Raw genomic sequence first — 13,550 nt, 5'->3', positions numbered from 1 at the left:
TAAGAAAAAGTGCTTGCCTTTTTTCGGGCCGCTAGTGTGGCTGAATGATCACCCCTTCTTTCCAAAGAACAATCTTTCGGGAGAAGCGCTTCTCTGGTCGACACCCCCCCTTTTTTGTGACTTCTCCGCCGCTTCTTGCGACTTTCCGTCTCGTCAGTCAAAGCTCTCTCTTCGCAGTGCTCATTATTCTAGACTGCTTTCCGTGAGATGACCGCTAGCTCTTCCCATAATGAATCACCATAATCGCCTCACATTGCCCCTCGCCTACTTGCGTGTAGACGTGACGCACATCGCCACGAAAAAGAAGAGCGTCTCCCTTTTCCAACCTATATGTTTCCTGTTCCTCCGTTACTTCCAAGCATCCCTCTGTGACCATGATGTATTCTTCTACTCCCTCCAGATGGGGACTAGCCACGTACGAGCAACCCCATTCGAGCTCCACTTGATAGATTTCAAAAGATTTAAAGCGCTCTTTTGCAAAATATGGAAATACGCAGTATCCCTCGTCCAGCTCTTCCACAGGTTGGATTTGCTCACGTCTAATGAGGGTGGGCTTTGACTGCCCTTCATCCAAGAAAGTACTAAACGATACAGACAGGCCGTTTGCCACCTTCCAAAGAGTCGAAACCGATGGATTGGAATCGCCTCGCTCCATCTGGCTCAGCATTGGTTTGCTGACATTCGACCGTGCGGCCAGTTGATCCAGGGTCAGCCCCTGCTTTTGTCGCAGTTCTCGCAAGCGCCGGCCAATTTGTTTAGACAGCTGGCGTTTGTCCATGTAACTTCCCCCTTGTTTTCATGTATGTTATAACATATAATATTAAATTATATAATATAAAATAGCAATGAAAGGAAGTCAAAAATGTCTGTTGAGGCAACGAGTGCTTGGCAAGAGGATTCATTTAGAAGAGGGCTTACAGCTGGCCTTGGAATCGCGCTCGGTTACATGCCTGTGGCTTTAGCGTTTGGCTTTTTAGCAAAAGGGATGGGCCTTAGCGTAGTGGAAACGATGTCCCTTAGTATATTCGTTTACGCTGGTGCTGCTCAGTATATGGTACTAAACATGGTGACGGTTGGTGCAGGGGCATTTGAAATGATCTTATCCGTATTCGTGCTTAATATTCGTCACCTGCTTCTGAGCGCATCCTTAAGCGAACGAGTAGAAGAGGCGCCGAAATGGATCAAGGCAATTTATTCATTTGGGATCACCGACGAAGTCTTTGCCGTCGTCAGTGCAGAGAGAAAATACCCACTTCGAACTCTCTTTGTATTTGGGGTCGGTGCAATGGCGTACGGAAGCTGGGTCCTTTTCACTGCTCTTGGTTTCGTTGTTGGCGGCTTTTTTCCCGAGACGCTCAGGCAGGGCATGTCGATTGCTTTGTATGCGCTTTTTATCGCGCTGCTCCTCCCAGCAGCAAGAACCTCTTTGAAAGTGGTTCTACTTGCCACACTTGCCGCCCTCTGCAATGTCGCTCTTCAAGCGTTTCTTGCAGAGGGGTGGGCGATTATCGTCGCAACGATGATTAGTGCGACGATCGTGGCTTATTTGCCGCCATTTCAAGAACAAGGAGGCGAGATGAACTCTTGAATACGTTTCTACTCATTATTTTCGCCATGGCGATTCTGACGTATCTCCCTCGAATGCTGCCTCTTGTTTTCTTTGACGCTGAAAAAATCCCGGGACCGCTGGCTCGAATTTTGCGAAATGTTCCCTATGCCGTGCTTGGTGCTTTAATTATTCCAGGGATCTTCACCGTGCATGAGTCTCCTTTTGTAAGCTTAGCTGCGGCGGTCTTTACATGCATCATTGCTTTGGCCGGGGCCCCGCTTTTAGTCGTGGTCACACTTAGCGTTCTCTTTCTAACTGGCGCAACTGCTTGGTTCTAGGCGGGAGCGCTTTTTTTTGTTCTTCAAAAGGAGTACAATAAGGGGATACGGTGTTTTTTACAATGAGGTGAAAGAGTGAGTACAATCCCACAGGCCGTCTTTGATGAAATTCGTTTTCAGCTTGAGGCAGAGGTTCTAACAGTATACAAAAAGCTCGTCTCCTCCCGCTATTTCTCCCCCGCTCATTTAGAACAGCTTGCTGGAGAAGCCAAAGAAGTGGTGGGGCGTTTTCCCGAACACAAGCAGTGGATCGGGTACGTGGTTTATATAGAACGGGTGTATCAACTCGCGCGTGAAACAGGGCAGCTTCAGGCTTCGCAGCGTCGTCTGCAGCATTTTTTTCACGCTTTAATCGCAGCGCTGCTTTTGATAAAGCCTGATCCAGTGAGCAGTTCAAACGTCTATCAGAACCTTCTTTCCACCTGCTTGCGCCACTTCGTTTCCGAAGCGGATCAAGCTGGGACTCCCTGGCCTCGTCTGCTCCATGCCTTGCTCACGGAGATGCCTGCGGAGATTTCCGAGAAAGTCGATCACTATTTATCAAAGTACTTACATGCCATGCACACAGAAAAAGAAACAGCACTTGTGGCTAGCCTCTCTTTTCTTATGAATGGCAAAGAGCGTGAAGCCTTGGGACAGTTGAAGGGCCTATCTGCGCCACTTGTCGCACATGACCTGACGGAACATGTGCAATGGCTGGCGAAAAAAGAGTGTTTCGCTACGATGAAGAAATGGCTCAAAACATTGTTCCCAAATCAGAACGGGCATTTTGGCTCCCTTCAAAGCTATGCCGACCAAATGGAAGCGGCCTTGCAGACACAGTCAACGGACGTCCAGTATGACCTTTGGGATCGTTGGCTTCATGCGCCGAACATGCGACGCTACGAATCGTTTGTCAGGCATCTGGGCAAAGAGCAAATGGAAGCGGTCCACCACTACATTCTTCCACGTCTGAAGAATCGACTTCATAATGAAGCCGCTAGCTTGGCCTACATTCGACTTTTATCAAAAAATGAGCGCTATGAAGAGGCGCGCGATTATTTCTTGACATTTGAATTGAATCCCATTTCCCTTCACGCAGAAAAAAAGCAATCACTCTATGAGCTTGCGGAAAATAAACCTGAATTCGCTAAACCTGTCTATCACCAGTTTATCGTTAGACTTGCAGAGAAGCGCTCACGAAAATACTATGTAGAGGCTGCTCGTTATACGAAAGAGCTTGAGTCGCTCTATACAAAGACCAATGAAGAAGACGTGTACCAGGCTTTTTTTAAACGTTTAAAACAAACCTATAAAACGTACCGCGCGTTTGTCGAGGAGTTGAACAAAAGTGAACGGTAATATTATCGTGCACGCTGGTTGGTTAAACGATGACCTCTTCCTCTGGGGCGAAAAGCCAGTGAAGAACGGGGAAACACAAAACGGGTTCATGTATCCGTTTCTGTTCTCTCCGTTTGAGTTAAAGCTGTCCTTGTATCGCCATCACACTGCCTCGTTCTACGGAACCTTTATCGATACGACCCGTGCACTGCTAAGGGCTCCTCTGCACAAGCGGGTGTTTCAATCACCGGCCGGAGAAACGATCATCTACCAGGCCGATGAGAGCTGGCAACACTATACTTTTCCAATCGAGGGCATTCGTCTTGAACTCGACGATTTCGTTTCCCAGTACACGCTGATGAAAGCCTGGGAGCACGACGAACAGCTTGTACTAGCGGAGGACTTGCAAGCCTGGCTCACGTTTTGTGATGCCATCCTAGCGATGATAGAAGCAGGCAAGGTCGAACCAGCTTCCAGCGGAACCTGGCAGCTCACCGTTCCTCCGTCCTGGTATAAGGAGCGGTGTGAGTCTTTTCCTTATTCAAGCCTAGCGCTTAAAGAGAGCCAATCGCTGCAAAAAGAAGTGGACTCACCTGAGGGCAGTGAACGGTTGGAGAGGCAGATGGCCTTGCTCGTTGACGCGTTTGTACGCTACATGCTTCGAACACCAACCATCAGTGAAGCGTTCGCCCAGTGGCAAAAGGTTGTCGCCGAACCGTGGCAGCCTTTTGTCAAAAACCTCCAACAAAAGCAAACGTCGCCAGCGCAAACATCAGGACGTCGATTTTCCGAGGAACTTGGCATCCACAGTCCGGACCCTTTTCAATCAGCGCTTGTCCTAAAAGAACCCGAACAGGCGGAAGGGAGCTGGAGTCTGTCTGCATCCGTCATCGATCGAAAGCAGCGCGATACACTCATAGCAATGGGGGACCTTTTGCTGGGCGAACACCCGTGGCGCTCCAACCCGATCCCACGCTTGAAAGCAGATTTGCTTGCGGCAAGAGAACGCGTCTCTATTTTAGAATCATTGACACTCGCCTCTCCTGAAGTGAAACTGTCAGCAAACGACGCCTATGACCTTTTTACAAAGGACGAAGAAACCCTGAAAGACATTGGCTTTCAGCTGATCGTCCCTAAATGGTTGAACCAAAAGCGCAAAATGACGGTTCAGTTACAGACCACTTCTGGTCAACAAGGCAGCGGAGCCGATCCACTCCTAAACTGGCAAGAAGTCGCAAGCTTTACGTATGAGGTGGCCATTGGCGACGTGTCGCTGAGTGAGAAGGATTTTGAAGCCTATGTGGAAAGCAACCGTCCGTTTATTTATGCGGGCGGTCAGTGGATCGCCTGGGACCCTGCCCTTGCGGATAAGCTAAAATCGTATCTTGATTCCATAAACACCAATTATACGTATTTAGATGCTTGGAAGCTCGCGCGTACCGAGGAGAGTATGGACGAACTTGAAGAGATCGATTGGGCGATTAGCTGGTCAGAAGAGCTGGAAAACAGGCTAACGGCTCTTTACCGCAAGCAGCCAGAGTCCATCGCTGTTCCGCCTGAGTTTAAAGGTGAGCTTAGAGGTTATCAACAAGAGGGGGCTTCGTGGCTCTCGCAACTTAGGCAGATTGGATTTGGCGGCTGCCTAGCCGATGACATGGGGCTTGGGAAGTCGATCCAAACCATCGTCTACGTGCTTCATGTTCTGCAAAAACAGCGGGAAGAAGGCGTTCGACACAGCCCTTTTTTGCTTATCTGTCCTACCTCTCTTCTTTATAACTGGGCCGCAGAATGTAGACATTTCGCTCCATCGCTTGCCCTTTTCATCCACCACGGGCAAGAGCGGCTTTCTGTTGATGACGAGCGGTTAGACGGCGTCGACCTCGTGTTAACGTCGTATGCGCTTGCCCTGCGTGATCAATCTTTTTTTGGTGCGGCTCACTGGAACGGCCTCATTCTAGATGAAGCTCAACATATTAAAAATAAGGACACGAAACAGCGGAAGGCGATTCGCCAGCTTTATGCGCGCCATCGTTTAGCCCTAACAGGAACACCGATTGAGAACCGCCTGCAGGAGCTCTGGTCGCTCATGGACTTGCTTAACCCGTCACTGCTCGGCCGCTTCTCTTCCTTTCAACGTGCGTACATTCGCCCGATTGAACGGGATCATGACGAGGAGACGCAGAAACAGCTGCAACGTTTGATTCGCCCATTCTTGTTGAGACGAACAAAGACCGATCCAAAGACGGACCTCGGTCTCCCAGCCAAGCACGAAGAGACGCGCCTTGTTTCTCTTTCGCTTGAACAGGCCGCTCTTTACCAGGCCGTGGTCGATGAGGTGTCAAGCAAGTTGAATGCCGTCTCCCCTTTTGAAAGACGGGCGCTGATCTTACGAGCGATTACGAAGCTAAAGCAAATTTGCAACCACCCGGCGCAGTTTTTGAAGTCAGGCCTCGTTTCCGAGCATGAATCCGGAAAGTGGGAAGCATTTCTTGAACTGGCCACAGCGATTCGCACTCGTGGCGAGAAAATGCTCGTCTTCACCCAGTACAAGGAAATGGGCAAGCTGATTAGTGCACACTTGGCGGAGGAGTGGAAGTCGGAGGTCCCATTTCTTCACGGAGGACTGTCCCGTACGCAGCGGCAGCATGCGATTGAAACCTTCCAAAACGACCCAGACACCTACGCGTTTGTGCTTTCCTTGAAGGCGGGAGGCGTTGGCTTGAATTTAACAAAAGCGACCCATGTGATTCACTATGACCGCTGGTGGAACCCCGCGGTTGAGAACCAGGCGACGGACCGTGCCTACCGAATTGGTCAAACGGAACAGGTTCGTGTCTATAAATTCATGACACAAGGAACGGTGGAAGAGCGGATTGATCGCATGATTGAAACGAAGCAGGCGCTCGCAGAAGGCGTGCTTAGCCAGAGCCAGGCTCCGCAAGTAACAGAGCTTGAGGACGAGGAACTTCTCGCGCTGATTCGTCTAACTCACGACTAAAGGATTTGATTGCATGGATGAAAACCGAACCGAGCCATTCAAGGCCTTTTGGACAGCAAAAGCAAAAGAGCCTCCGCTGACAAAGGACGTTCAGGGAGGCCCCGAGGAGAACGCCAATGAGGAATGGCTTTTGCTTCGCACACAATTGCAGCAGGCAGCGACCAAACTCCGACTGTCTGTTAAAGACCGCTAACGATGAGACAAGAAATGGACAATGATTCAATGGGTCGTCAACCACCCACCACTTATCAACCTAACGCTCTGATTGAAGTGGGGGCTTGTGACTACCCAATAGTGCAAACGGTCGGGAGACCTCCTATCTTAGAGTGGTGTCACATTAGGGCAGGTTGACAGCTACCCAACGCCATAAGTCATGCTTGTGGCGTTCCTCCAGCGATGTACTCGATTCCTTTTCGCTGAAGGTTCATTGCGCCAATGCGGTCATCATTGGATGTATAGCCACACGTTCTGCAACAAAAAATATGCTTCTTTTTGTTGCGATTCGCTTTTTCCGTGTGACCACATTTTGGGCACGTTTGTGATGTGTATTTAGGGTCTACGGCGATCACTTTCGATTGATGCATTAGGGACTTGTATTCTAGCTTTTGTCGCAAGTCATAGAAAGACCAAGATACCGTTTGATAACGATCGTTGACACGCACTTTTTCCGTCGCTTGACGAATGCCTGTTAGATTTTCAATCGTAAACAATGTATTCTCTCCGTATTGATCAACGAGTGCCTTACTGATGCAATGGTTTATGTCTTGCATCCAACGGTTTTCTCGTTGTCCTATCTGCAGAAGTCGTCTCCTGGCAGAAGGCGTTTGTTTCTGTTGTAATTCCTTCCGGGTTTGTTTGTATTTCGCTCGTTTGTGTTTGATGTGGCGGCCTTTGAAAAAGGTGGTTTTCCCTTGCGAGTCATAGGTAGTGGCCACAAAGTTGATCCCAAGATCAACACCTACGACCTGATTGATCACGTCGTCCTCCACTTGAGGGATGTCTTTCGTCATAGGAATATGCAGAAACCATTTTCCGTGTTTATCGATAAGGTTGGCTGTACCAAAATTCCAAGTGCCGTCAAAGTAGGGTTCCATCCCTTTGGTTTCAAAAGGAACTTTGATACGACCGCTCAATGTATTCACCGAAAACAACCCTTTGGTTAACGAATAATCACGATTAAAAACCAAGTCATATTGTGGTTTTTTAAACACCACAAGCGACCAGTCATGACCATTACTTTTGTTTGTTTTATACTTAGCAATCACGGTTTTCAAGACAGACTGAGCCATTTGAGAGCGAAGGTGATAGGTGGAACGAATATCGTGATAGGTTGCCTTATGCAATGTTGCTTGAGATAGTTGGTGGCTCTCAAAGACCATCTTAGAAACAAAATTGCAACTTTCGCGGTAAGCAGAGACGGTTTCTTTTAATAGCTCAACTTGAGCTAGCGTCGGGTGAATCTTTATTTTAGCTGTAATAGTCAGTTCCACACCGCCTTTGCCCCCCTTCACTAAGGTATTTCCATTGTACCACTCAGTGAGTCATTTCGTAGTTAGAAAGGCGTAGAACGTTTTTTGCTGACGCAAAAGCGCATTCCTCCCCCACCTACTCGCTGGGCTACGCCCTTCACCTTCCTTGAGGTAGGGGTCTCCTGCGCTAAATTCGATGAATAGTTCTTTGAGTATGTAGGTTCGTTGACCTTTGCTTTATTTTTTTCACCAGCCTTGCAAACATTTGCAAGGTTTTTTCTCTCTTTGAACAAATTTTATATGAGTATACATTATTTCAGATTCTATACTATTTTCAACAAATAGCATAGAATCTTTCTATTTTTATGTAGTTAGTATCTAAAAAAACTGTTATTATGATATGTATACTATTGTCTTCTAAGAAGGAGTGTGACCTTAACCGTTAAAGAATGTTGATAGCTAAAACTCCTTATTTCTATACGTATATAAGTATCCGAATAAACCTAATGAAAAGGTGGAGAGTTACTCTATGGGCGAAATTATTTCTTATGATAAACTTAAATTAATGGAGAGGACTCAACAGAATTATTATCTGGAGTACTGGCAGAAGAACTATTCGAACAAAGAAATAGCTGATGGTCTAGGAATTTCCCAATCCTACCTCTACAAATTGTTTGATGAGCTTGGTATTAAAAAAAGGAAAAAGAGAGGACGCAAACCCAATCAAGTGATCTCTTCTTTTGTCTATAATAAAGATGACACCATTCGTCTCTTACAAGATAAGAAAGAATATACGCAAGATGTAAAAGATATTATCGATTCAGATGAAGTTATTCCTTATGAGCGTTATCGTCGCTTAAAACCAAATGTTAGAATGCTTCTAATCCTTATGTACTCTAAGGGTAGAAGCTTTGAACAGTTGACCGAAGAAATGAATGCTGACCTAAGTTATGTATATAGAGAAAGAAACTTGGCTATAAAACGCTATCAAAAGTTTTTCGGAAAACCTAACAATGAACAAGACACTCTCCCATCCGATAACACTAGTGAATACGAGACTATTGAAGATACTAAAAAGGAAAAGCCTGAAAGATATGAGCTCGATTTAAACGACGAAACTGTCAACCTTACTTTGATAGGAAACTACGCGAAGGGAAAAGTCAATAAAAGGCTGAGCACACTTCTTCAGCTACTAGAGGATTTGGACAGCGAGGATTTGAATGTCAACATTCAGATGAGCGTGCAAAGAAATAACCACTCTGAATGAACGTCTAAGGGATAAACTATCTATTGTCAAAGCGCAGGCGCCCCGCCTTCGAGCAGGGCGCCTACGCTTTTCAATTCTAAATCTCCACTTCCAACGTTTGTCTAAACTCCTCAGGTTCTCCGATCTCTTGCCCATTCACCTGCGAAGCCGTCAGTTCCACGACAAGTTCATAAGTGCCAGACTCTATATTGTCCGTTGGGATCGTTTCGCTAAACGAACGCGTCTCGCCGGCTTCAAGGTCGAGCTGAACGATCTGCATCGCAAACATGTGTTGCTCCGAGTAGCGGTACACCTCCCCGTGCTCTTCCGAAGTCAGCGTCAATTCGTAGTGCTGAGCACTTGGAAAGGTAATTGAACCAGCTTCTGAAGTCTCATTCGTCAGTGTCATATCGACGTTTAAATCAGAGCCATCCTGGCTTTGTTCCACCTCAAACATCCATCCTTCCACAGCTTGACCCCCTCCTGATACAGGAATATGTTCATCCTCCAACTCCTCTTGCCCTCCGCATCCCGAAGCTAAAAGCATAGCACACGCCGCTAGCGCATATCCGAATGGTCGCATATCTGTTCCCTCCGTTAATCTTTTCGAAACAACCCAAAGATGCTCGCGGTCTCTACGATGTTTGTAAAGGCTTCTGGATCGACTTCATCGATAATGTTCTTTAGCTCGTACAATTCGTAACGAGTAATCACGATTACAAGCATTTCTTTCTCCTCAAACGTATAGCCTCCCTTTGCAGGCAACCTCGTTATCCCACGAGTGAGGCGTTTATGAATCGCCGCTGTTAGAACATCTGGCTGCTTGGTAACAACCATCGCCGTTAGCTTCACATAACGTGTATGAATCGCATCGATCACACGCGACGTCACGTATATGGAAATTAGTGTGAACAACGCTTTCTCCGGATCAAGCAAGAGACCCGCAGCGATGACGATAATCGAGTTCAATATGAAAAAATAGATACCTACCGGTCGATCGCTAGAGCGGGCTAGTACGAGAGCAATAATGTCTAGCCCGCCAGAGGAAGCCCCCCATTTTAGCAAAAGTCCAGCTCCAGCAGCGCCGAGCACTCCGCCAAACACAGAGTTCAGCATAATATCGCTTGAGAGCTCCCTCACCGGGAGAAACTCTAGAAATAAAGAAACGAGCACAACACTCAAAAAGCTATAGATAGTAAAACTCTTTCCTACCTTCACCCATCCTAAGATGGCAACAGGAATGTTTAAAAGAAAGAGAAGCACACCGGGTCCCACAGAAAATGGCAAGACTAAAGAAATTAATTGTGCAACCCCCGTGAATCCACTCGCAAAGACATCTGCTGGAATGAGAAAAAGATTCAGCGAAGAGGCTAACAAAAGCGATCCTAAAACGACAATAAAAATTTTGCCAAACTCCCTGGTCATCCGTACACCTCGCGTTCCACGAAAAATAAAGCTGGAGGCCAGGGATCGGATCTCTCCGCCCCCGCACCCGTGATCCCCTTAATGAACATCGTTTTGAGTGCCCATCCCTGAATACGCGCTTTGAACATCAAGTTTCGCGGGAAGCCAATCAGCCACATCCAACATAGCGGCCCGCGAAATTTTATGACCAGCTCCTTCTTCAGCAAAAAAGGTAAGCTTCCCATCATGCTCCGCATACATTGGGGCAATCTCTTGAACAAAAGATTCTGAGAACCCGTAAGGAACGGTTTCATCATCCTTCCCATGCCAAACATAAAGAGGACGGCTGGCAAGCTTCTCAGGCTGCTTTGATAAATCAAAGGAAGCGAGTTGGTTAAGCGTCTCCGCCTTGGATTGCTCGCTGATGCTCACCCCTGCTTGCTCCACTCTTTGAAAGAGATTGGTGGCAAACTGTTCATATTGCGCGGCCCCCATGAAGCTGACTGCACTATCGATCCAGTCATAAGCAGAGAGCGCTCCATACGTCGTTATGCCCCCCATTGACGTACCGCCGACACTAATAGCTTCTCCGTCCGTTAATCCTTTCGAAACAAAAAAATCAACCATCTGCGGCAGTTCCCTGATCGACGTAAGCACGACTTTCCAAAAGGACAGAAAACGTGTTTCATTGGAGACATCCCCTTCCCTGACACCATGTAGCAGGGCATCAGGCAAAATCACACGGAGCCCCTTTTTCGCTAGTGTGTACGCAATATGTAAGTTATGCTCTTTCGCGCTCGACACTCCGTGAAAAAAGAAAAGAGACGGTCTTTTTTTAGGTCCCTCCACTTGGGAAACGTGCAGCATTCGCAGGTCGCCCTGCTCCACACTTTCAACAGTAATCAAAAGCGTCCACTCCTTATCTCTAAGCTCTCTTTGTTAAACGTATGGTAGCATTCTGTTCATGCCAAAGCAAAGCCACCTGCTTGGGCGGCTTTACGATTGCTGGTATTCTTCGTTATAGCGTTGAACGCTGTAAAGAGACCCTTCTCCGACCATTTTACTATCTTCACTATACGGCTTAGGGTTGCCAAGGGTAAAGTTCTTTGACTCCTCTTCCTTGAGGCCGCGAGCGGACTGATAGAGGCTCACTGCCTTTTGCTTCATTTGCTCTCTACGCGTCTCATCCTTTAAACACACGGTAACGGCCCCAACTGCACCTGCAACGGCTACGGCTACTGCTGTTGTTTTCATATTCATTTTACGTCACTCCTCCGTTTAAAATAAGGTCGCTCCTTCTATCTATTCCCTTCTAGCACAACACTAAACCATAATCGGAAAAGCGCAGGCGGGTTGAACAGAAGCGAGAATTTTGGAGACGATAAAAGAAATCCCGGTCTTGGATTTCGTTATCGAGACGAAAAATCTCGAGCTTCTACCCGCCGGAGCTAGACACGAAAAGCGCAGGCGCCCTACTCACGAGCGACAAGTTCTGGAAGAACGGCAGTATCAAGGCCGTTTTTGGCTTGATCTGGCGGTCTGAAGAAACCTCGAGCGAGTGGGCGCCAGAGCTAGACAATACCGAAAAGCGCAGGCGGGTTGCCTAGACAAAAAGCCTCCCAGTCTAAGACTCAACTGGAAGACAGGAAATGACACTTACTTGTATAGTTCGCTCGAATGCTTCACAACCCATTCCTGGTCGAATTTCTGTTCTCCATCCCATGCAAGCATGCCACCGTCATAGTTGCGTACGCTCGTAAATCCTTGCTCCTGCAAATACTTAGCAACGTTTTGACTTCGCTTTCCGCTACGGCATATGAACACATAGCTTTTTGTTTTGTCCATATCGTCCACTTGAGATGGAATGGTATCCATCGGCAAGAGCGGAATCCCTGGAATATGCCCATTTTCATACTCATCAACACCTCGCACGTCGACCACAATTGGTTCTTCTCCTTTAGAAGCAAGGATCGCTTTCAATTCCTCTGTACCTATTTGCACAATGCCATCTTTCGTTTTGCTCATCTTTGCCACCTCCTCCTTTAGTTTAAAGGGTTTGTTTGCTCTACCTCAAGGCTGTTGCTCCTCAGCCTTCTCTCATTCGGATCCGAATTAAACGATACGTATGGCTGACAATCACTTTCCCCACGGCATACGTTGGAACAGCAAGAAGAAGCCCAACAAACCCTGCAAGCTGACTTGCTACAAGCAACAGAAGAATAATCGTCAGCGGATGAACGGAGAGCTGTCTCCCCATGATTTGCGGAGAAATTACGCTGCTTTCAAACTGTTGAATGACGACGACCCCAGCAATAACGGCAAGTGCCATAAAAGGGGAGTCAAACAAAGCAACGACCACCGCTGGAGCCGTTCCGATCCACGGACCGAGAAATGGAATCACGTTTGTAAAAAGAGCCACAATCGCCAAAATAAGCGCGTATTCTAGGCCAATCGCCAGATACAAAATCAAACAAAGACTCCCAACACAGGCGCTAACGAGAATCTGTCCTTGAATATACGAACTTAACGCTGTGTCCATATCCGCCAGCACACGCTCTCCTTCTTCCTGCTGTCGAATCGGAAATTGGCGTAAGAACATTTGCGGCGCTTTGTTTCCTTCCTTCAACATGTAAAAGAGGACAAAGGGAATAATCACTGCGATGACAACAATGTTTGCAACCGCTGATAGCGCGGACACTATACTCGAGAAGATCTGATTGGTATAATCCCCGAGATTTGAGGTGAATTGTCCGGTAATGTCATCAAGTGAAAAGTCTGCATTGGTCATGAGCTGCTGCACAGCCGAATGACTTTGAATGTCCATCACGAAGGCCTGAATTTGACGCCCATATCGCGGGGCATTGTTTACAAATTCCATCACCTGCGTCTGCAAGATTGGTCCAATGTATAAAACAGCAACTGTCACAAGTCCAATTAAGGCAAGAAAGACGATCAGGATCGACAGCCCTCTTGGCATTTGTTTCGCTAATACGTTCACAAAGGGGCGAAGAACATAATAAATAATAAGAGCAATGACTAACGGCGCAAACAGTGTTTGCACCAAAATGGCAATTGGCTCAAAAATAAAGCTAACAAGCGAGCCTAGATAAACAATAAGGAGAAGTACGACAACCCAACACGCAGATCGAAATAGCTTATTTTCCAACATCGTCATGTTCCCTTCTTCGAGTGAGTCCTCTGTAAGATGATTCGACGCTACGAACCC

The 13,550-nt window shown here is 47.2% G+C and carries 14 protein-coding genes; 6 read left to right on the top strand and 8 right to left on the bottom strand.

The features are described 5' to 3' along the window. Positions 1–214: 214 nt before the first annotated feature. Entirely contained in the window at positions 215–778 is a 564-nt protein-coding gene (locus AVZ68_RS07840; protein ID WP_059103960.1) for a helix-turn-helix domain-containing protein, read from the bottom strand. An 84-nt stretch (positions 779–862) separates the two neighbouring features. Between AVZ68_RS07840 and AVZ68_RS07835 the strand changes: the two genes are divergently transcribed. The 5 genes from AVZ68_RS07835 to AVZ68_RS07815 all read left to right on the top strand — a co-directional run bounded on the left by AVZ68_RS07835 (position 863) and on the right by AVZ68_RS07815 (position 6,398). Continuing rightward, the gene (locus AVZ68_RS07835) at positions 863–1,588 is read left to right on the top strand and encodes an AzlC family ABC transporter permease (RefSeq protein WP_059103959.1); all 726 of its coding nucleotides are present in this window, start codon (positions 863–865) and stop codon (positions 1,586–1,588) included. After that, the gene (locus tag AVZ68_RS07830; protein WP_245628079.1) at positions 1,585–1,887 is read left to right on the top strand and encodes an AzlD domain-containing protein; all 303 of its coding nucleotides are present in this window, start codon (positions 1,585–1,587) and stop codon (positions 1,885–1,887) included. Before AVZ68_RS07835 ends, AVZ68_RS07830 begins: the two co-directional genes overlap by 4 nt. Positions 1,888–1,962: 75 nt before the next feature. Then, positions 1,963–3,228, top strand: a complete 1,266-nt coding sequence (locus tag AVZ68_RS07825; protein WP_059103958.1) for a hypothetical protein — start codon at positions 1,963–1,965, stop codon at positions 3,226–3,228. Further along, entirely contained in the window at positions 3,218–6,205 is a 2,988-nt protein-coding gene (locus AVZ68_RS07820) for a DEAD/DEAH box helicase (RefSeq protein WP_059103957.1), read from the top strand. Before AVZ68_RS07825 ends, AVZ68_RS07820 begins: the two co-directional genes overlap by 11 nt. A gap of 13 nt (positions 6,206–6,218) precedes the next feature. Next, positions 6,219–6,398, top strand: a complete 180-nt coding sequence (locus tag AVZ68_RS07815) for a hypothetical protein (protein ID WP_059103956.1) — start codon at positions 6,219–6,221, stop codon at positions 6,396–6,398. 178 nt (positions 6,399–6,576) lie between these two features. On the opposite strand, the gene AVZ68_RS07810 is transcribed toward AVZ68_RS07815, so the two are convergent. Continuing rightward, entirely contained in the window at positions 6,577–7,695 is a 1,119-nt protein-coding gene (locus tag AVZ68_RS07810) for an RNA-guided endonuclease TnpB family protein (RefSeq protein ID WP_059103955.1), read from the bottom strand. A gap of 508 nt (positions 7,696–8,203) precedes the next feature. Here AVZ68_RS07810 and AVZ68_RS07805 point away from each other — a divergent pair. Beyond that, positions 8,204–8,941 (top strand): hypothetical protein, encoded by a 738-nt coding sequence (locus tag AVZ68_RS07805; RefSeq protein ID WP_059103954.1) that lies wholly within the window; start codon positions 8,204–8,206, stop codon positions 8,939–8,941. Positions 8,942–9,017: 76 nt separating this feature from the next. Here AVZ68_RS07805 and AVZ68_RS07800 read toward each other — a convergent pair whose 3' ends face one another. The 6 genes from AVZ68_RS07800 to AVZ68_RS07775 all read right to left on the bottom strand — a co-directional run bounded on the left by AVZ68_RS07800 (position 9,018) and on the right by AVZ68_RS07775 (position 13,499). Further along, complete coding sequence (locus tag AVZ68_RS07800) at positions 9,018–9,503, bottom strand: BsuPI-related putative proteinase inhibitor (protein WP_059103953.1); 486 nt, start codon at positions 9,501–9,503, stop codon at positions 9,018–9,020. Positions 9,504–9,517: 14 nt separating this feature from the next. Beyond that, a complete protein-coding gene (locus AVZ68_RS07795) occupies positions 9,518–10,345 on the bottom strand; it encodes a YitT family protein (RefSeq protein WP_059103952.1) in 828 nt (275 codons plus the stop codon). A 78-nt stretch (positions 10,346–10,423) separates the two neighbouring features. Further along, positions 10,424–11,230 (bottom strand): prolyl oligopeptidase family serine peptidase, encoded by an 807-nt coding sequence (locus AVZ68_RS07790; protein WP_157404603.1) that lies wholly within the window; start codon positions 11,228–11,230, stop codon positions 10,424–10,426. Positions 11,231–11,320: 90 nt separating this feature from the next. Next, positions 11,321–11,584, bottom strand: a complete 264-nt coding sequence (locus AVZ68_RS07785) for a YbyB family protein (RefSeq protein ID WP_059103951.1) — start codon at positions 11,582–11,584, stop codon at positions 11,321–11,323. A 396-nt stretch (positions 11,585–11,980) separates the two neighbouring features. Then, complete coding sequence (locus tag AVZ68_RS07780) at positions 11,981–12,349, bottom strand: rhodanese-like domain-containing protein (protein ID WP_059103950.1); 369 nt, start codon at positions 12,347–12,349, stop codon at positions 11,981–11,983. A gap of 61 nt (positions 12,350–12,410) precedes the next feature. Beyond that, entirely contained in the window at positions 12,411–13,499 is a 1,089-nt protein-coding gene (locus AVZ68_RS07775; RefSeq protein ID WP_367576331.1) for an AI-2E family transporter, read from the bottom strand. Positions 13,500–13,550 lie beyond the last annotated feature (51 nt).

The organism is Shouchella shacheensis, from assembly GCF_001484965.1.
Lineage (GTDB): Bacteria > Bacillota > Bacilli > Bacillales > Bacillaceae_D > Shouchella > Shouchella shacheensis.
This window is presented reverse-complemented; position numbering and strand designations above follow the sequence as displayed.